The organism is Demequina sp., assembly GCF_024642165.1.
Classification (GTDB): Bacteria; Actinomycetota; Actinomycetes; order Actinomycetales; family Demequinaceae; genus Demequina.
Genome location: NZ_JAHEBP010000039.1, coordinates 1 through 18,810 on the forward strand (window position 1 = coordinate 1; position 18,810 = coordinate 18,810).

Genomic DNA, 18,810 nt, shown 5'->3' on the forward strand with positions numbered 1-18,810 from the left:
GCCGCCGCACCGGGATACACGTCCGCCACCACCGCCCGCGTCACGACGATGCACGCGGCGGCCGCGAGCCCGGCGACGAAGCGTAGGCCAAGCAGGATGCCGATGTTCGGCGCCAGCGCGGCCAGCACGTGAGCGATGGCGTAGGCGAGCCCGCCCACCAGCAGCGGGAGCCGGCGTCCCACCGCATCGCTGAGCGGACCGAGCACCACCTGCCCGAGCGCTATACCCACGAGCACTGCGGACAGGGTGGCGGCCGCCGCTGCCGCGGTGGTGGCGAGATCGTCGACCAGGCGTGGCAGGACGGGCATGTAGACGTCCGTGGTGAAGACCACGAGTGCGGTGAACGCGGCGAGCAGCGGCACAAGATGGCGCGGCGCGGGCCGCGGCGCGGCCTGACTCACCCAGGACCCGGACGTTCGAGGAGCTCGACCAGGTTCCCTTCGGGGTCGGCGACGAACGCCATGCGCACGCCCGGCTCCGGCGACGGCCGCGGGGTCATCACCGGCCGCGCGCCCAGCTCGACCAGCCGCTCAAACGTCCGATCCAGACCTCGGACGTCGAAGGCGATGTGCCCGAAGCCCTCGCTGAGCGCCGCCTCGGCGGGATCGACCGCCCGCGGTCCCGGCCGCGAGCCCGCGCGGTGCAGCAGTTCGAGCCGCCCGCCATCAGGATCCAGCAGCATCACCACCTCGAGCCCGATCGCCTCGACCTGGGCCTCGAACTCGACCTCGTAGCCGAACGCCTCCCGATACCAGGCGGTGGCGGCCGCGAGGTCCGCGACGTTGAGACCCACATGGTCGAGGCGCGGCCGGTCAGGCATGGACGTTCAGCCCGTCCCTGTCGGCCGTCAGGTAGCCGGCGATGCGCCCCGCTGGGTCGCGGTGGGCCCGGATCTGCTCGAGCCGCGCGTAATGCTCGGGGTCAAGAAAACGATCCTGGCGAGCAGTGAAGTCGGTGTCGCCCAGATACACACCCACTCCCCCGTCGCGAGCGATCGCCGCGGTGCGCTCGTGGACGCGGGAGCGGTAGAGCGCATCGTCCTGCTCGTCCGTGTAGATCAGATAGGTGGCCACGTACACGTTGCCCTCGACGGAGAACGCCATGTCCGGCAGCTGCCGCGTGGGCGCCCACCCGTACCAGATGGAGAACGAGTGGTCGGTGTCGAGCTCCCGCCAGATGTCGAGCAGCAGCGGGGCCAGCACATCGGCCGATGCGTTGGTCCAGGCGCAGTCCACGGCGTACCGGTGGCCCTCGGGGTTCTGCGCCGTCTGCGCAACGCTCTCCTCCGCCACGGTCGTGGGGCCCGTCACGTGCCCGAGCTCGCGACCCAGCACCGGGCAGGTGCCCAGCGCGGCGAGCAGAGCCTCGGCCTCGTCGTCGGAATCGGCCATGCACGTCGCGTGCAGCAGCAGCACCGTGCCGCCCGGGTGCTCCACGCCCTCGTACAGCGGGATATCCGGCAGCCGGGTGGCCGCCATCACGGGCTCGACGCGCGGGTCCAGAGCCGGCAGCACCTCGTGCAGCCAATGGATCACGGCCTCGGCGTCGTCGAGGTGGAAGCTCCAGGTGTCGTGCCACATCGCCTTCGGCGCCTCGTAGGTCTGGAGGTGGAAGCGGGTGACGATGCCGGGAAAGCCGGGGCCGGCGCCGCGCGCGGCCCAATAGAGGTCGGAGTTCTGCCGGGCGTCCGCCCGTAGGTGCTCGCCGTCCGCGGTGACCACGTCGACCGCGACGATGCTCTCGCACGCCCAGCCACGTGCACGGCCGTTCCACCCCTGACCGCCCTGCAGAAGGTATCCGCCGATGCCCACGGTCGCGCAGTGGCCGCCAGGGAACGCTCGCCCCCGCTCGGTGAGGAACGGCGCGAGCTCGAGCGCGCCCATCGTCGCCGGGCCGGCTGAGACGACGCCTGTGGCGTCGTCGTACTCGATGGCGCGCAGGGCGCCCAGGTCCAGCAGCAGCGCCTCGTCACGCACGCTCCACGCCGCCCACGAGTGGCCGCCCGAGCGCACGCTCACCGCCCAGCCGCGCTCGATGGCGAGCCTCACACCGGCCACCACATCCTCGGCATCGGCGACCTCCAGGACCGCCGCGGGGTACCGGTCAGGCTTGCGCGCATTGAACACCCGCCCCACGCGGGCCTGCTCGTAGCCGGGCTCGCCGCGCAGCGTGAGCCGTCCGCGCACCTCCGCCGCCGCGCTCATCCGACCACCGCCGCGCCGCCGTCGACGGGGATGTTCGCCCCGGAAACGTGCCGCGATTCCGGGCCGGCCAGGAACAGGATGGCGTTGGCGACGTCCTCGGGCTGGCCCCAGCGCCGCAACGGCACCCTCGAGAGGATTTCCTCCGCCGGGCCGTCGGGGTCCATGAGCATCGGCGTGGTGTGGGGCGTCTGGGTCATCGCCGGGGACACCGCGTTGACCCGGATCGCGTGCGGGCCGCCCTCGACCACCAATTGGTACGTCAGGGCGAGCACGCCACCCTTGGCCGCGCCGTGGGCGTTCTGCGGCATGAACCACGCGCCGCGCGAGGCCGTGATGGACGCGACGTTCACCACGGACCCGCCGCCCCGGGCCACCAGGTGCGGCCACGCCGCGCGCGTGACCAGGAACACGATGTCGAGTTCATTGCGCATCGTGAACTGCCAGTCCTCGTAGGACAGCGCATCGATGGCGCCGAACCGGATCGCGGACGCGTTGTTGATCAACACGTCGACGCCGCCCGCGAGCGCCGCCGCCGCGTCGACCCATGCCGTCGCGCCCTCGGGCGTGGACAGGTCCACCGGCGCGATCGCGTCCATGCGGCCACCGGCGGCCCTCACCAACTCGACCGTCTCATCGGACGGCCCGGGGTTGAGGTCGCACCCGACCACGTGAGCGCCCTCACGGGCACATGCCAGCGCGGTGGCGCGGCCGATGCCCCCTCCCGTCCCGGTCACCAGGACGGCGAGCCCCTCGAGGCGCCCGCTCACCGTTCGGACACCCGGGCCCCGGCGTTGCCGGCGAACCCTCCATGCGTGATCGGCACCTGCGACGATCGATCGGTCACGACTGCACCCCCTTGTGCGAGACGGAACCCGGCGAACCGGGTGACTTTCGTTTTATGAAACCAACTTTCACTAGGATGGTAACCCCTCCCCCGTCGCGAATCCACCGCCCACCCGGGCGCCGCACTCGATATCGCATCGTCCCTCTCGGCGAGCCAAGCGAGGACGGATGCCAACAGGCCCGCCCGCTGGGCGCGTCCATCTGGACAGGCGCACGCCATGTCGCCTACTGTTGACGAAAGTGACTTTCACGATGTGAGAACTCAAGGAAGAGTGGGCACATGGCGTATTGGCTGGGTCTCGAGGGCAAGGGTGCCCTCGTCGTAGGAGCGGGCGGCCTGGGCGGAGCCACGGCGGTGAGTCTGGCGAGCGCCGGGATGCGCACCGTGGTGGTCGACCGGGACGCCGGGGCCCTCGACGCCGTGGCGATCGCCGCGCGGGACGCGGGCACCGAGGTCGCGACGCTCACGGCGGACGTCTCCACACCCGAGGCCTGCCGCGCTGTGGTCGCCGAATCCGCGGATCTGGTGGGGCCGCTCCACGCGTTTCTGCACGCGGTCGGGCGCAACGATCGTCGCCCGGTGCTGGACCTCGGCGACGACGACTGGCAGTCGCTGATCACCCTCAACCTGTCCACGGCATGGTGGCTGGGTCAAGAGGTGGGCCGGCGGATGGTTGCCCAGGGTTCGGGCCGGATGGTGTTCGTGTCCTCCGTCTCGGCATTGCTGGCACATGCGGACCACGCGCCTTACGCGGCGTCCAAGGGCGGCATCAACCAGATGATGCGGGTGATGGCGCGGGAGTGGGCCCCGCACGGGATCACCGTCAACGCCGTAGGCCCCGGGTACGTCGAGACCGACCTCACGCGCGCGTATCTCGATATGGACGACCACCGGGCGGAGCTCGAGGCCCTGGTCCCGGCGGGCCGGCTGGGCCGGCCCGAGGAGGTCGCCGATGCGGTGACATTTCTGCTGTCCGACCGCGCCGGCTTCATCACGGGGCAATGCCTCTACATCGACGGCGGGCGCACCCTGGTGTGACCGCGCCTCCCACTCCGACCATCGAAGGGCACACCGTCGTGCATTCTCACCACTCCCCCGCCGTCGCCCGGCGCGCCACGCCTAGCGCATGAGCGCGCACCCGCGGGACCTTCCGCTCGCGCAGGCGCGCGCGCTGGTCCAGCGCGCGGTCGACAAGGCCGAACAGCTGGGCCTGCGCGGCGGCATCGCGGTGGTGGGCGCCAGCGGCGCCCTCATCACCGCGTCGAGGCTCGATCACGGCGGACCCGGCGGCATGGCACGCGCGCGCTCCAAGGCCTGGATCTCCGCGACGCAGCAGATCCCCAGCACCGAGCACCTGCGCCGCATGACGACGCTCCCCGCGCCCATCTCGGCGGGCTTCGTCGCCGTGTCACCCGAGGCAGTGTTCCCCGGAGCCGGCGGCATGCCGGTCCACCTCGACGGCGTGGTGGTCGGCGGCATCGCGGCGTCGGGTGCGACCGTGAGCCCCTTCCTGCCGACGGGCGTCGCACCCGAGGTCGTGAGCGCCGAGGGGGAGCCGGCCAATCCCGAAGATCTACTCATCGCCTACGCACTGGGCCTCACCTACGTGGGACAGCACGGGGACGACGCGGCACGGTGGCGGGAGCGGTTCGGTGACCTGGTGGTGGCGCCCGGGGAGAGCCTGGGGATGCGCCCCGCACCACCGGCGAGCGCCCAGCAAGAGTTGGCGTGGGCCACCCATCTGTGCGACGCCGTGGTGGCGGCGGCATCCGCGCGCGGAGTCGCGGTGTCCGTCGCCGTCGTGGATCGCGGCGGCGATCCGATTCGGCAGGACAGGATGGACGATGCCGTGGCCGGGGGCGTCGACGTCGCACTGGCGACGGCCGCCGCGGCCGCGCGCTTCGGGGTCGCAAGCGGCGCCCTGGAGGGGATGTTCGGGGCGTCGGTGTCCACCGTGGGCTCGCTAGCGCCCACGGCGTTCCTGGCCGCGCCGGGCGGCGTGCCGCTCAGGGTTGCGGGCCGCGTCGTGGGAGGCCTCGGGATCGGCGGCGCCGAGCCGGAGCTCTGCGCCGGGATTGCGCGCGAGGTGGCGCGGTGACGGCGCCGGTGCGCGTCGCGGTGCTTGGCTGCGGCGCGATCGGCAGCCTCTACGCGGCGCACCTGGCGCGAGTGCCCGGCGTCGAGGTCTGGGCCGTCGACCCATGGGAGGAGCACATCGCCGCGATCGAGCGGTCCGGCCTGCGCGTGACGGGCGCCGCCGACTTCGTCGCGCCCGTGCGAGCCGTCACCGACGCGAGCCTGCTGCCTGACTGTGACTTCGGCATCGTCGCCACCAAGGCGCTCCACACGTTGGCCGCGGTGAGAGCCGCCCGCGACGCGCTGCGGGACGCGGCGGTGGTGAGCGTCCAGAACGGGCTGGGCAACGAAGAGGCCGTGGCGGAGGTGGTGCAGCGCGTCATCCGGGGCAGCATCGTGACGGCCGGCGCCATCACGGCACCCGGCACGGTGAGCTACGACGCACCTGGAGACTCCTGGTTCGGGCCGTTCGAGCCGAGCCCGGCGCCCACGGATGAGATCGAGACGCTGGCTTCGCTGCTTACGCGGGGCGGGCTGCGCACCCACGCGGTGGCCGATGCGCGCGGGCCGCAGTGGACCAAGGTCGTGTTCAACGCGGCCACGAGCGCGCCGGCCGCGCTGACCGGGCTCAGCGTCGGGCAAGTGTGCACCCATCCGGAACTGCGTGCGCAGGTCGACGCATTGATCGCCGAGGCGCTCGCCGTGTGTGCCGTCGCGGGGATCGAGCTGATTCGCGACCCGCACCACGCGGTCGATGAGGCGATCGGCGAGGCCTATTGGCATCGGCCGTCGATGCTGCAGGATGTGGCCGCGCGTCGCCTGACCGAGGTCGACGTCCTCAACGGGGGCATCGCGCTCGAGGGGGCTCGCCTGGGCGTCGCGACGCCGCTGCACGACGCCATGGTGGCGTTGGTGCACGGCCTCGAGAGCAGCTGGACCACCACCTCGGCGGCGCACTGAGATGAGTCGCCGCCGAACAATTTTGGACCCGCGCCATCCGGCGCGGGCTCACCACTGGAGAGGAGCATCACGATGACGGGTCGCGTATTGGGGCTGTCGTGCGGCATGCCCGGCGGCAGCGCGGAAATCCTGCTGATCGAGGCACTGCGGGCGGCCGAGGCTGACGATGCAACCGTCGAGCTGGTCCGCCTGGACGAGCTGCGGCTCGACGGCGCGCCGGGCCAGGACGACGCCGACTGGTTCTGGGAGAAGTTGATCGATTGTGACGCATGGATCGTCAGCGCGCCCATCATCAGCCGGACCGTGCCCGGGCGACTCAAGGTGTTGGGCGACCGGCTGCTGGGCCCCAATGCGGATGCAGCCATCATCGAGGGCCTGCTCGAGGTCCGGCGGAAGGGCGGCGAGCCGGCGGTGCCGTTCCGTGTCGATGAGCGCGTGCTGCGGCCGCGGGTTGCGGGCTTCATCGCGTGTGGAGGCTCTCTGACCACCCAGTGGAAGACTCTGGCGCTGCCCGTGATGCACACCCTGACCTTCTCGATGCACATCGCGGTGGTCGACCAGATGGTGGTCGAAGGTGCCGGGACGCCCAAGTCGGTGGTGCTCGACCCGGACGCGGTCGCCCGAGCGGGCAATCTGGGCCACCACGTCGCGAGCCAGATCGGCACGCCGCGCGACCGGGTCGAGTACTTGGGCCCTCCGGGCGCGTGCCCCATGTGCCACCTCGACGTCATGGTGCTGCACGGAAGCGACGTGGAGTGCGCGACATGTGGGGCCCGCGGGCGGCTCGCCGGCAACGGCATCGAGTGGACGGACCTGTCCCCGTCCGTGATCTCGATGACGGAGAAGGCGGCGCACTACACGGAGATCGTCGAGACCGCCCGGGCACACGCCGCGCAGGCGTCGCTCGTGGCCGAGAGGGCCGCGGACTACGCAGACTTCCCGGTGGTCAGGCCGGGGACATGACTCCCCTAGAGTCACGTTTTCGTCACGACGACGCAGGTCGTAGACAACCCATGGCGACTCGGCCTACCATGGGCCGAAGTAGCGAAAGTTACTTTCACGATGTGAAACTCAGCAGGGCAACCACAGATCGCGGACATCAAAGGAGATCCCCCGTGAACACCTCTCGTCAATACCTCTCACGTTCGGCGGTTGCCGTCGGAGCGGCGTCCATGCTGCTGCTCGTGACGGCGTGCAGCTCCTCCGGCGGGGACGAGACGCCGAGCGCGTCCGCGTCGCCCAGCGCCATGGAGTCGGAGACCCCGGAGACCACGCTTCCCCAGACGCTCGTCTTCTCGCCGGTGGGCCTCCAGGTCCCCGCGATGAAGGGCCTGTCCGAGGGACTTACCCACTACGGCGAGGAGCAGGGCTGGGAGATCATCGTCCAGGATCCGGCCCTCGACCCGCCCACGCAGGTCCAGCAGGTCACCCAGGTTCTCGAGTCCGGGCGCGCGGGCGCGCTGTGGATCATCGCGCTGGCCCCGCCGTCGATGACCGAGGCGCTCCACACGGCGCAGGAGAAGGGCGTTCCGGTTCTCATCAACGGCGTGCCCGCCGACTACGGTTTCGACGGCCCGCAGGCGGGCATCTCATTCGGCACCATCGACTACGCCGCGGGCGGCACGGCACTCGGCGAGCAGGTCGGCATGTGCATCAACGAGAAGCTTGACGGCACCGCCAAGGTCATCTACGGCGCCTCCGCCGCAGGCACCGCCGGCAAGGAGGAGTCCGACCAGTCCTTCCTCGATGCCCTCGCTGCCACGGCGCCCGGTGCGACGGTGGTCCAGGAGTGGACCCTCAGCGACCGTGCGGCCTCTCAGACGGACGTCGGCACGATCCTGCAGGGCCAGCCGGACGTCAACGTGGTCGCCGCGGCGAACGACGAGGGCGCGCTCGGGGCCATCGGCGCCTTCAAGGCGGCGGGCCGGGACCTCCCCTGCATCGCCGAGTTCGGCGGCAACGACGAGGTCCTCGGCCTGGTGGCCGACGGCACCATCTATGCGTCGGTCGCGCTGCAGTTCGGCGAGGACATGGTGCAGTCGTTCAACACCCTCGCTGCGATGCAGGCCGACCCGACCGCGGTGGGCCCGCTGCTCACCGTTCCCCAGAAGGTCATCACGGCCGACAGCTGACCGGCGATCGGTGACGAGACACGATGATGAGCAAGCCCACTGAGGCTGACGGCGTGGCGGCCCCCGGAAACCCGGGGGCCGCCACGGCGGCGACGCCGAACCTCACCCCCGGCGCCACGCGGCCGGAGGCCCCCGCCAAGGACAGCGCCACGGTGCGGATCCTGATCTTCATTCGCGATCGCGGCATCTTCGTGCTGTGGCTCGCGTTGATCATCGGATTCTCGATCTGGTGCAGCCCGTACTTCGCATCCCTCAACAATGCGATCCTCATCGCCAATGCCGCAGCGATCAGCGCGATCTTCGCCGCAGGCGTGGCAGTGGGCATCATCTGCGGGGCGCTCGACCTCTCCATCCCCGGCGTCGCCGCGCTCGCCAGCTGCGTGACCGGCTGGATGGTGGTCAACGGCCTCCCCGTGTGGCTCGCCCTGGTGACTGGAATGGCGATCGGCGCGGCCGTGGGTCTGGTCAACGGACTCATCTCGCTGCGCGGGTTCAACCCCATCATCGTCACCATCGCGATGCTGTCGATCACCTCGGCGCTGGCGTCGATCGTGGCCGGCGGCTACACGATCCCCGGGCTATCCGCCTTGGACTTCATGGGGACCGAACGCTACCTCGGGATCCCCGCACCGGTGTGGATCGTCGCCGGGCTGTTCATCGTCGGCACGGTCTTCCTCACCAAGACCCGCGACGGCATTCGCCTGATGGCCGTGGGTGGCAGCGCCGAGGCGGTGCGCCGCTCCGGCATTCACAGCGACCGGTACCGGGTGCTCGCGTTCATGATCAGCAGCAGCTGCGCGGCCCTCGGCGGCCTCGTCACCGCGGCGCAGGTCACCGAGGCGAACCCCGCGGCGAGCCCCGCGCTCATCTTCACCGCACTCACGGCCGTCGCGCTCGCCGGCGTCTCGCTGGTGGGCGGCCGAGGCAGCCTGCCTCGAGTGCTCGTGGGTGCGCTGGTGCTCGCGACCATCGCGAACGGCCTGACCATCAAGGGCGTTCAGCCCTACTGGGCGACCGGCGTGACCGGCGTGCTCCTCATCGGGTCGCTGTTGCTCGACCGCTGGGGCTCGATGACGGTGTCGCGTCGGCTCATGGCGACCGCTCAGGCGTCGGTCCACACGGGAACGAGGTGACCCCCATGACTCCCACCACCACGGCGGCGCTCGAGCTCGAAGGCGTCGACATGCACTACGGCTACGTGCGCGCCTTGGACACGATCGACTTCCATGTCGCGCAGGGCGAGGTGGTCGGCCTGCTGGGCGACAACGGCGCCGGCAAGTCGACACTCCTCAAGATCATGTCGGGCGCCCATCGGCCCACCGGCGGCACCTTGCGCGTCCACGGCGAGAAGGTCGAGTTCCACGCCCCGAGCGACGCGACGCATGCCGGGATCCAGATGGTCTATCAGGACCTCGCCCTGGTTGAGGCGCTCGACATCGCGACCAACCTGAACATCGGCCGCGAGATCCTGCGCCCCGGCATCTTCGGCCTGCTCGGCTTCGTCGACCACCGGGCGCAGCGGCGCCGGTCCGAGGGCGAACTGGACAAGCTGGGCGTCAGGACGGCCGCGATGACCCGCCCCGTGGAGATGCTCTCCGGAGGTCAACGCCAGGTCGTGGCCCTCGCGCGGAGCGCCACCAGGCTGACGGGCGATGCCAGCGGCGTGCTGCTGCTCGACGAGCCCACCGCGGCGCTCGGCTACGAGCAGACCCAACAGGTTCAGGCGCTCATCCGACGCATGGCCGACCAAGGGATCGCGATCGTGCTGGTGACGCACAACCTGCCGCTCGCCACGGCGGTCTGCGACAGGATCGCGGTCCTCAACCGCGGTCGCAAGGTCGCGGACATCGCCACCAAGGAGGCCGAGAACGACCACCTCGTCGGATGGATCACGGGGTCCCGGCCCTCGATGTTCAGCTGACGCAGCGAGGCCGATGCCGGCGGTGGGACACGGTCCCCCGCCGGCATCGTGCTGTCCGGTGAGCATCGTGCTGTCGGAACTGCGCCGCTCAGAGCTCCGCGGCCTCGCCCAAGGTCAGCCTGCGCACCACGCCCTCGAGGCTGAAAGCGGCGAGCATGCCGGCGTACTTGGCCGGGTCGGCGGTCTCCCCCTCGTGCATCGGCACGGCGACCCGCGGCCCGACGGCGCGCACGTAGTCGACCGCCTCGGCCAGCTTGAGCCAGGGGCCGTCCACCGCGACGGCCAGCACGTCGACCGGCCCGGCCGGGATGGTGAACGAGTCGCCCGGGTGGAGCAGGGCACCGCCGTCGATGAGGTACGCGGCGTTGGTGCAGCCGGGAAAGTCGGCGTACACCGGCGCGTGCAGGTCTCCCAGCACGTCCACCACGCATCCGCCGAAGGTCAGCCGGTCGCCGGGCCGCGCCACCACCGCCGTGCGTGGCAAGTCGGCCACCAACGGTGCCGTGTCCGCGTCGACTACCAGCGTGGCGCCCGGGTTGTGCTCGAGCAGCGGGCCGAGGCGCGTGACGTCCACATGGTCGGCGTGCTGATGCGTGACGAGCACGGCGTCGAGATCGCGGACGTGGTCGAAGGACGACAGCGTGCCCGGATCGATGAGCAGGCGCGCGCCAGCGGTCTGCACCAGCAAGCAAGCGTGGCCAAGGTGGGTGAGCTTCACGGGACTCCTTCCTCATGCCGCCCGCCGCGCACGCCGGACGCGGTTCGCTTTCATCCTGCGAACACGGCTTCCACCAAATGAGCATAGTCGCGCCGGTGCGTCAACTCCGACTGCGAGTGCCGGACTTCCGCCTCATATGGGCACTCATCCTCAGAATTGACGGCACGCCGGCGCCGGGCGGGCGCCGGGCGGGCGACGTGCGCCTCACACCTCCATGACCCGGTGCGGCGCGGTCAGGGCGTCGGCAAGATTCCGCGGAGTGCCCGCGGGATCGTCGGAGTAGCGCGCGACCGCGGTCGACGCCAGGAACTCGTGGCCACGGTCCGCGACCCCGATCGCCCTCACGAAGGGCCGCCACAGCTTGTAGAAGCCCTTCCGCGCATTGCCGATCTCCCCCCTCGGGTTGGGAGCGAACCGCAGCAGTTCGTCGTCCCCGACCACCGCATCGGCCCCCGCCGCGAAGGAGCCGGGCGTCAGCTCCAACCCGTTCTCCCGCGCCCTCGCCGCCATCCATCCGAGCGCGATGTCCGACAGCCCCGAATCCCGATGTCCGCCGCCCACGTTCGAGTGGTCGCCGGCGAACCACACCTGCTCCAGCCTCTGGCCCGGCTCCGGGTCCGGGAGCTGCCAGACCGCGGGCGCGAAGGGCTCGCGCAACTCGTTGATCGACAACGCCTGGTAGGCGGCGGCCACGGTGCCGGACAGCTTGGTGTCGTGGAAGCTCCATCGCTTGTTGAACCACTTGATGAACGGCACGCCGCTCCACGGCAGGCCCAGCGAGCCCACCGTGTCCCACACGCCGATGAAGCGCACCCCCAGGTCCTCGTGGGAGTACGAGCGTCGAAACAGCTGCGACTCGACGGAGTGCGGCCCGTAGGCGCGCGATCGGTACAGCTCGTACGCATCGTCGAGCCGGTCCGCATGCGCGGGTCGCAGGATCCCGCAGTTGCGGATGAGGCCGCCCACGGACCGCGCGACGTACGCGCCGCGGCTGAAGCCCACGAGGAAGAGCTCGTCGCCCGGTTCGTACTCGGCGAGCAGGTCGCGATAGGCGGACCGGACGATGCGCGACAGACCCACGCCGAACGCTCCCCCGAGCAGCCGCTCGCCCGCGTACGTCCCGACGCCGCGGTGGTAGACCACCACCTGGCGCATGCCGTGCTGATCCTCGCGCGCGATGGCGGCCGCAAGCTTGGTGACGTTGGTAGGCGTCGCCGTGCCGTCCTTGCTCTGGTCCGGACGGTTCCAGGTGCCGTCACAGCACAGCACGATCCGCTTGGTCACGATGCCCTCCCCCGACACGCCCTCGCCCTCCATCACACGCCGCCGGCGGCGGCGTGTCAACGGGACGATGCGCGCGGGGCGCGGGCGTACGCCTAACCGAAGGCGGGAAGCGCCAGGGAGTGCCCCGTGCGGTCCACCTTGGCCACCAGGTAGCGCGCGTTGGCGTCGGTGAGGTGCACGCCGGTGCTGACGCGCTGCTCCACACGCACGCCGAGCAGCTCGAGCTGCGCGGCCTTGTCGGGGTTGTTGCTGAGCAGGCGGATGCGATCGGCGCCCAGGGCGCGAAGCATCTGAGCCGCCGGCGCGTAGTCACGCTCGTCCTCGCCACGCCCCAGGGCGACGTTCGCCTCGTAGGTGTCGAGCCCGTCGTCCTGCAGCGCGTAGGCGTCGAGCTTCGCGTAGAGGCCGATGCCACGCCCCTCCTGGCGGAGGTACACCAGGAAGCCGCCCACCTCGGCGATGCGCTCGACGGCCTCGCGCAGCTGGGGCCCGCAGTCGCAGCGCTCCGAACCCAGGACGTCGCCCGTGAGGCACTCCGAGTGCGGGCGCACCAGGGGCGCCTCTCCCCCGGCGGCGGACCGGGCGAGCGCGCCCTCCCAGTCGCCCAGACCGATCAGCAGGTGCTCCTTGCCGTCGACGAGCCCTTCGAACGTCATGACTCGACCCGTGGCGCGGTAATCGTCTGAGAACCGCAGCGGCACCGTCACGGCGGTGCGAACGGAGGCGGGCGACGGCTCGAACGACTGCTCCGGCAGGCGGGAGACGCGGCGGTTGAGGATCGGGCACGTGACGGTCATGGCTTCTCCATCTCAGGGCGCTGGCGCGCGGCGTGTGGTTGTCCCAACAACTACATGCACGCGCATATTTCCCGCCGCAGGAAAGCCGCAAGAAAGCGGCGCCGCGCGGTGACGGGACGGCGCGCGCGGCGCGGTCGGTGGACACGCCGTCGCGGGTTTGCGTCGGGGCGCTGTAAGCGCTTACATTGTCCCGCGACGATCCTGCACACCGATCCGCACGCCGCCATCCTGAGAGGACACCGTGACCCCGACCCACGCCCGCGACGCCGAATGGTGGCGTTCCGCCGTCACGTACCAGATCTACCCGCGTTCGTTCGCCGATTCGAACGGCGACGGCGTGGGCGACCTGCCCGGCATCACGTCGCGCCTCCAGGACCTCGCCGAGCTCGGTGTCGACGCGGTATGGCTGTCGCCGTTCTACACCTCGCCGCAGAAGGACGCCGGCTACGACGTGTCCGACTTCCGTGACGTCGACCCGCTGTTCGGCACCCTCGCGGACTTCGACCAGATGGTCGCCCGCGCCCACGGCCTGGGCCTGCGCGTCATCGCGGACATCGTGCCCAACCACACCAGCGACCAGCACGCGTGGTTCCAGGCGGCCCTCGCCTCCGCGCCCGGGTCCCCGGAGCGCAACCGCTACATGTTCCGCGACGGCGCGGGAGCGCGCGGCGACCTGCCGCCGAACAACTGGGAGGCCATCTTCGGCGGACCCGCGTGGACCCGCGTCACCGAGGCGGACGGAGCCCCGGGCCAGTGGTACCTCCACCTGTTCGACTCCTCGCAGCCGGACCTCAACTGGGAGCTCGAGGAGGTGCGCGCCGAGTTCGACAGCGTGCTGCGCTTCTGGCTGGACCGTGGAGTCGACGGGTTCCGCGTCGATGTCGCACACGGCCTCATCAAGGCGGCGGGCCTCCCCGACTACCGCCGCGAGGACAGCGACACGTCGGTCGCGGGGGAATCCGCGACGCTCGCCCCGTACCTGGCACAGGACGGCGTGCACGAGGTGTGGCGGCGGTGGCGGCGCATCACCGACTCGTACCCCGGCGACCGCATCCTCATCGCAGAGGCGTGGGTCTCCCCGCTCGAGCTGATGGCCAACTGGGTCCGTCCGGACGAGATGCACCAGACGTTCAACTTCGGCTACATGGAGTCGCCCTGGGACGCGCCTGCCCTGCGCACCGTGATCGACGACTCCCTCGAGACGTTCGGCGGCGTGGGAGCCCCCAGCACCTGGGTGCTCTCCAACCACGACATCGTCCGCCACGCGACGCGACTTGCGCTCGGCGTCGAGCTCCCGCACGGCCATGGGGTCGGACCCGACACGCCGGGCCTTCCCGACCTCGACCACGGCATCCGGCGTGCACGGGCAGCGTCGCTGCTCATGCTGTCGCTGCCGGGAAGCGCCTACGTGTACCAGGGCGAGGAGCTGGGGCTCCCGGAGGCCACCGACATCCCCGGCTCGGCCCGGCAGGATCCGTCGTGGTTCCGCACCGGTGGCGAGCGCTACGGTCGCGACGGCTGCCGCGTGCCGGTCCCGTGGGAGTCCGACGCACCCGCGTACGGCTTCAACGACACGGGTGCCACCTGGCTGCCTCAGCCTGCGACGTGGAAGCAGCTCGCGCGCGACGTCCAGACCGGCGTGCCCGGGTCGACCCTCGAGATGTATCGCTCGACTCTGCGGCTGCGTCGGGAGCACCGCCTCGGCACCGGGGACGTCGCGTGGCAGGACTCCCCCCTGGGCGTGCTCATCCACGACAACGGCCCGGTGCGCGTGATCGCCAACGTCTCCGGCGCCCCCGTGGACGTGTCTGGGGACGTGCTCATCGCATCGTCGCCCCTCGAGGGTGGGCGACTGCCGGCGGACACGACGGTCTGGGTCCGCAAGCCCGAGTAGGATTCCCGACAACACGGCGCCGGGGGGCGTCGAGGGAGGGAGCCACGGTGGCGACGATCCAGCGGGTCGCAGACCTGGCCGGAGTGTCGACCGCCACCGTCTCCCGAGCCCTGGCAGGCAAGGCCACCGTCTCCGCGAGCACGCGCAAGCGCGTGACCGACGCCGCGCGGGAACTGGGCTACGTGGCCTCGGCCACCGCCTCATCGCTCGCCTCGGGGCGTACCCGCAACGTCGGGATGGTGATGCCGTTCCTCAGCAGCTGGTACTACGCCTCGGTGCTCAAGGGAACCCACCGCGCCCTTGCCGACGCCGGCTACGACCTCACGCTCTACCACCTCGAGGACACGGTCCGGCACCCGGAGAGGCGCCAGCGCCTGTTCGAGGAGTTCCTGCAGCGCAAGCGTGTGGACGCCTTCATCGCGGTAAGTCTGGAGCTCACCGATGAAGAGCTGTCGCGCATCCATGACTTGAAGAAGCCGATGGTGGGCCTCGGCGGTCCGCTCGCCGGGGTGACCACGCTCAGCATCGACGACCGCGCGGTCGCGGAACTGGCGACCGCGCATCTCACGTCGCTGGGTCACCGACGCGTCGCGCTCATTGGCGGCGCGGAGGAACCCAACCCCGACTTCCACATGGCCGCGCACCGGCGCCAGGGCTATGAGGATGCGCTGGCCGAGGTCGGGATCGACGCCGATGCGGCGCTGAGAGTCGAGGCCGATTTCACCCTTCAGGGCGGCTACGAGGCGACGCTGCAGATCCTGGGCGACCCCCGCCGGCGACCCACCGCGATCTTTGCGGCCTCGGACGAGATGGCGATCGGCGCGATCCTCGCCGCCCGTGGACTGGGGTTGCGGATCCCGGAGGATCTCTCCGTGGTGGGCATCGACGGCCACGAGCTGGGTCAGTTCTTCGAGCTCACCACCGTGGATCAGCACCCCGTCCAGCAGGGCAGGCTCGCCGCCGAGGCGCTGCTCGCCGAGCTGGGGCCCGACGCCGCCGGGGCGGAGCACGCCGATCTGGACCTGCCGTACGACCTGCGGGTGCGCAGAAGCACCGCCGTGCCCGCCGCCCGCGCGCGTGACTGACGCCGGCGAGGTCCTCGTGGTGGGCCCCACCAGCGAGAACCTCCTGGTGCACCTCGACACGCTTCCCCGGCCCGAACCCCACACCGTGTTCGCACGGTCCTTCATGCCGGCGCTCGGCGGCACCTCCGCCGGCAAGGCACTCCACCTCACCGACGTGGGGGTCCCCACCACGCTGCTCACCACGCGTGGGGACGATGCGACGGGCGAGCAGCTCATGGCACGCCTGCGGCGGTGCGGCGTCGACGTGCGCGCCGTCCTCACGGACGGCCCCTCCGAGCGGCATCTCAATCTCATGTCGGCCGCAGGCGAGCGCGTGTCGATCTACCTGCAGGCCTGCGGCGAGGTGGGTCCGGCGGAGCTTCGCCGCGCGCGGGCCACGGCCATCGCCGCGATGGGTGCCGCGCGCGCCGTCTTCCTGGATCTCTCCACGCTGTCACGCGCGCTGATCCCCGAGGCGTCCGCGCTCGGCGGCGAGGTGTGGGTGGACCTGCACGACTACGACGGCATCGAGGAATTCCACCAGCCGTTCCGCGAGGCGGCCGACGTGGTGATCATGAACGGCGATCGGATCGGCGACCCCGCGGCGTACCTGCGGACCCTGGTCGGGGGCGGGAAGACGCTCGCGGTGTGCACCCTGGGCGCGAACGGCGCCATCGCCATGGGCTCGGACGGCGTGATGGTCGCGGGCGCAGCGCCGCGCGTGACGGCTGTCGACTCGAACGGTGCGGGCGACGCCTTCGCTGCCGGCGTGATGGCCTACGCGCTGAGGGCCGGCGGCGCCCGGGCCCTCGTCGGGTCGCAGCTCGCTGAGGCGCTGGCAGCGGGCGCCGCTCAGGCGGCGCGGGCGGTCACGAGCCCGCAGATCTCTCCGCTGCTCGAGCGCGAAGATCCCTGACCGCCTGGATCGGATTCCAGTCGGGCAGGAGTCGGGCCAGGACCACGAACGCGATCGCGAGCAGCAACGCCACGGACCCGAGCCACAGCATGATGGTGGTGAACGGCACCAGCGCGGTGTCGGACAGGAAGTTCGACACGAACACGCCGACGCCGCCCTGCTCGCCGCCCGGCATCGCCTTCGCGATGGTCGCGGGCGCGACCGAGCCCAGCGCGAAGGCGATCGCCAGCGCGAGAACTCCCATGCCCAGCGCGGCGCTCCCCAGGTACCAGCCCCGGCGGCGCGCCGCGAAGGCGCCGATCACGATGCCTACGAGCCCGAACCAGACGAACCAGTTGCCACCGAACCGGATCACGGCATACGCGGTGCGCACCTGGTCGAAGGTGGTCGCATCGATCAGCTCCTGCTCCACGGGAGCCATCTGCACGTCGGGGAGGAACCGCCCCACGAGCGGTACCTGGTCGAGGCGATCGTTGAGGCGAGCCGCGACATCGATGGAGACGGAGAATGGCGCGCTCGGGCGGTCCCTGGCGGTGAGCTCCTCCAACAGGCGGGCCTCGAGCCGGTCGGCGCCCGCCTCGGCTCCCCGACGCACCGGGTCGGAGCTCAGCGCCTGCGACACCAGATCCTCGATGGAGCCCCGGAACGCCCGCAGCGCCAGGTCCACGGCACGGGACTCGGTCGCCTCCTGAGCGCGGGCGATCAGCTCCGTGGTGATGGCCGCGGAGGCGCCGTCCACCACGCTCTGATCGTCCAGTACCGAGGCGACCACGGTTTGAGCCGCAGAGCCGGAGGTGATGGCGCGGTCCGTCTCGAAGCACAGCATGCCCACGATGACGAGCATCACGCCGAGGATGGCGGCGAACGCCGCCGCGATGGAGCGGACGATGCTCACGGCCGCGCTGGTTGCTTGCCCCGCGGCATCGTGAGGATGCCGATCATGAAGAACGCCAGCGCCAGGATCAAGGCAGCCGCGGCGACCACCAGGAGCCGGCTCTCGAGCGCCGGCACGGTCTCCTCGGTCATGACCCGCGTGAGCAGGGTTCCCAGGCTGCCACCCGAGCGGCCGGGCAGCACCCGGACGATGCCGTCGACGCCCCAGAGCCGGAGAATCAGCCACAGTCCACCGGTGACGGCACCGATGGCGAGGCCCGTCTTCGCCAGGAACCACCGGAATCTCAGGGTCACGAACATCCCGATGACGATGAAGGCGATCCCCAGCCACAGCGCCCAAGGCGAGGCGAGCTCCATGAGGCTGTAAACGCTGCGCACGTCTTCGAACGTCTGGGCGTCGAGCACCTCGACGGGCAGGGGCGGCATGGTGATCGGCGGGATGCCGGCGCCGACCACCGGGATCGACGCGATGCGGGTGTTGACGTAGGCCGACGGGTCCACCTCGAGCACCAGCGGAGCGGGCTCCCCGAGCACCCGCGTCAACTGGGTGGCGAACTGCTCGTGGCCGGCGTCGATCTGCTCGAGCAGCGCGTCGCGGAACTCGTCCGTGGCCACCTCGTTCTCGATCAGGGTCCGCAGGGCCCGCTCGAGCCCGAGTCGCGACGGGTCGATGCCCCGCTCGGCGAGCGCGTCCACGGCGCCGTCCGCGAGGGTCTCGCCCAGGGCGGCCACGATCTCGGGATCGTCGAGCGCCCGCACCGCGATACCGTGCACGGCGGTGCCGTCCTCGACGGCACTGACGGCGACCGTGCTCACTGCCCACAGGGCGATCGACGCCGCTCCCATGAGGATCAGGATTGCGGAGATGACGGTGTTGACCCACTTCATGGACGATTCCCCTCCCAGCCAAAGAACACACGCTCCGTGACGGCGCGCGCCCGGCGCGATGCGCGCGAGTAGCGCTCGTCGAGCTCGGAACCCGTCTCCCGTGCACCAAGAATCTCAGCAATGACGCCGAGTTCACGGATATCGGCGGGCAGCACGTCCGTGTCGCGCGCCGTTCCGCGCAGCGCCATCGCGCCGCGCAGATCCGTGGCGAGCACCCA

20 protein-coding genes are annotated in these 18,810 nt (G+C 71.1%); 10 read left to right on the forward strand and 10 right to left on the reverse strand.

Annotated elements, in window-relative coordinates; genetic code table 11:
* The 4 genes from Q0L54_RS05355 to Q0L54_RS05370 form a co-directional block, all read right to left on the reverse strand.
* A partial coding sequence (locus Q0L54_RS05355) for an MFS transporter (protein WP_296666046.1) occupies window positions 1-401 on the reverse strand: 401 nt, incomplete at its 3' end.
* Window positions 398-820, reverse strand: coding sequence for a VOC family protein (locus Q0L54_RS05360; RefSeq protein WP_296666047.1), 423 nt, complete (start codon window positions 818-820; stop codon window positions 398-400). The genes Q0L54_RS05355 and Q0L54_RS05360, both read right to left, overlap by 4 nt.
* Window positions 813-2,204: an FAD-binding oxidoreductase gene (locus Q0L54_RS05365; protein WP_296666049.1), complete on the reverse strand. Its 1,392-nt coding sequence runs from the start codon at window positions 2,202-2,204 to the stop codon at window positions 813-815. Before Q0L54_RS05365 ends, Q0L54_RS05360 begins: the two co-directional genes overlap by 8 nt.
* Window positions 2,201-2,971, reverse strand: a complete 771-nt coding sequence (locus Q0L54_RS05370) for an SDR family NAD(P)-dependent oxidoreductase (protein WP_296666051.1) — start codon at window positions 2,969-2,971, stop codon at window positions 2,201-2,203. The genes Q0L54_RS05365 and Q0L54_RS05370 overlap by 4 nt, the downstream gene beginning before the upstream one ends.
* A gap of 356 nt (window positions 2,972-3,327) precedes the next feature.
* Between Q0L54_RS05370 and Q0L54_RS05375 the strand changes: the two genes are divergently transcribed.
* The 7 genes from Q0L54_RS05375 to Q0L54_RS05405 all read left to right on the forward strand — a co-directional run bounded on the left by Q0L54_RS05375 (window position 3,328) and on the right by Q0L54_RS05405 (window position 10,137).
* Complete coding sequence (locus Q0L54_RS05375) at window positions 3,328-4,086, forward strand: SDR family oxidoreductase (RefSeq protein ID WP_296666053.1); 759 nt, start codon at window positions 3,328-3,330, stop codon at window positions 4,084-4,086.
* Window positions 4,087-4,174: 88 nt separating this feature from the next.
* The gene (locus tag Q0L54_RS05380; RefSeq protein WP_296666054.1) at window positions 4,175-5,146 is read left to right on the forward strand and encodes a heme-binding protein; all 972 of its coding nucleotides are present in this window, start codon (window positions 4,175-4,177) and stop codon (window positions 5,144-5,146) included.
* A complete protein-coding gene (locus Q0L54_RS05385) occupies window positions 5,143-6,084 on the forward strand; it encodes a ketopantoate reductase family protein (protein WP_296666056.1) in 942 nt (313 codons plus the stop codon). The genes Q0L54_RS05380 and Q0L54_RS05385 overlap by 4 nt, the downstream gene beginning before the upstream one ends.
* 72 nt (window positions 6,085-6,156) lie before the next feature.
* Window positions 6,157-7,047 (forward strand): NAD(P)H-dependent oxidoreductase, encoded by an 891-nt coding sequence (locus Q0L54_RS05390; protein WP_296666057.1) that lies wholly within the window; start codon window positions 6,157-6,159, stop codon window positions 7,045-7,047.
* A 152-nt stretch (window positions 7,048-7,199) separates the two neighbouring features.
* Complete coding sequence (locus Q0L54_RS05395; RefSeq protein WP_296666059.1) at window positions 7,200-8,216, forward strand: sugar ABC transporter substrate-binding protein; 1,017 nt, start codon at window positions 7,200-7,202, stop codon at window positions 8,214-8,216.
* Between the two features lie 26 nt (window positions 8,217-8,242).
* The gene (locus Q0L54_RS05400; RefSeq protein WP_296666060.1) at window positions 8,243-9,349 is read left to right on the forward strand and encodes an ABC transporter permease; all 1,107 of its coding nucleotides are present in this window, start codon (window positions 8,243-8,245) and stop codon (window positions 9,347-9,349) included.
* A gap of 5 nt (window positions 9,350-9,354) precedes the next feature.
* The gene (locus Q0L54_RS05405; RefSeq protein ID WP_296666061.1) at window positions 9,355-10,137 is read left to right on the forward strand and encodes an ATP-binding cassette domain-containing protein; all 783 of its coding nucleotides are present in this window, start codon (window positions 9,355-9,357) and stop codon (window positions 10,135-10,137) included.
* An 88-nt stretch (window positions 10,138-10,225) separates the two neighbouring features.
* On the opposite strand, the gene Q0L54_RS05410 is transcribed toward Q0L54_RS05405, so the two are convergent.
* The 3 genes from Q0L54_RS05410 to ribA all read right to left on the reverse strand — a co-directional run bounded on the left by Q0L54_RS05410 (window position 10,226) and on the right by ribA (window position 12,936).
* Window positions 10,226-10,855 carry an MBL fold metallo-hydrolase gene (locus Q0L54_RS05410; RefSeq protein WP_296666062.1) on the reverse strand — a complete coding sequence of 210 codons (630 nt, stop codon included), beginning with the start codon at window positions 10,853-10,855 and terminating at the stop codon, window positions 10,226-10,228.
* Between the two features lie 204 nt (window positions 10,856-11,059).
* Window positions 11,060-12,139 (reverse strand): DUF2235 domain-containing protein, encoded by a 1,080-nt coding sequence (locus Q0L54_RS05415; RefSeq protein ID WP_296666063.1) that lies wholly within the window; start codon window positions 12,137-12,139, stop codon window positions 11,060-11,062.
* A 92-nt stretch (window positions 12,140-12,231) separates the two neighbouring features.
* Window positions 12,232-12,936, reverse strand: coding sequence for a GTP cyclohydrolase II (gene ribA, locus Q0L54_RS05420; protein WP_296666064.1), 705 nt, complete (start codon window positions 12,934-12,936; stop codon window positions 12,232-12,234).
* A gap of 241 nt (window positions 12,937-13,177) precedes the next feature.
* On the opposite strand from ribA, the gene Q0L54_RS05425 reads away from it, so the two are divergent.
* From Q0L54_RS05425 to Q0L54_RS05435, 3 genes are read left to right on the forward strand one after another with little or no spacing between them, the layout of a single operon-like run.
* Window positions 13,178-14,830, forward strand: coding sequence for a glycoside hydrolase family 13 protein (locus Q0L54_RS05425; RefSeq protein WP_296666065.1), 1,653 nt, complete (start codon window positions 13,178-13,180; stop codon window positions 14,828-14,830).
* Window positions 14,831-14,877: 47 nt separating this feature from the next.
* A complete protein-coding gene (locus tag Q0L54_RS05430; RefSeq protein WP_296666066.1) occupies window positions 14,878-15,915 on the forward strand; it encodes a LacI family DNA-binding transcriptional regulator in 1,038 nt (345 codons plus the stop codon).
* Window positions 15,908-16,810, forward strand: coding sequence for a carbohydrate kinase family protein (locus tag Q0L54_RS05435; protein WP_296666068.1), 903 nt, complete (start codon window positions 15,908-15,910; stop codon window positions 16,808-16,810). The genes Q0L54_RS05430 and Q0L54_RS05435 overlap by 8 nt, the downstream gene beginning before the upstream one ends.
* On the opposite strand, the gene Q0L54_RS05440 is transcribed toward Q0L54_RS05435, so the two are convergent.
* The 3 genes from Q0L54_RS05440 to Q0L54_RS05450 all read right to left on the reverse strand — a co-directional run.
* Complete coding sequence (locus Q0L54_RS05440) at window positions 16,764-17,705, reverse strand: hypothetical protein (protein ID WP_296666069.1); 942 nt, start codon at window positions 17,703-17,705, stop codon at window positions 16,764-16,766. The two genes, Q0L54_RS05435 and Q0L54_RS05440, sit on opposite strands and share 47 nt — an antisense overlap.
* On the reverse strand, window positions 17,702-18,592 hold the full coding sequence (locus tag Q0L54_RS05445; protein WP_296666070.1) for a hypothetical protein: 891 nt from the start codon (window positions 18,590-18,592) through the stop codon (window positions 17,702-17,704). Before Q0L54_RS05445 ends, Q0L54_RS05440 begins: the two co-directional genes overlap by 4 nt.
* Window positions 18,589-18,810 (reverse strand): hypothetical protein (locus Q0L54_RS05450; RefSeq protein ID WP_296666072.1); only part of this gene is annotated, 222 nt, incomplete at its 5' end. The genes Q0L54_RS05450 and Q0L54_RS05445, both read right to left, overlap by 4 nt.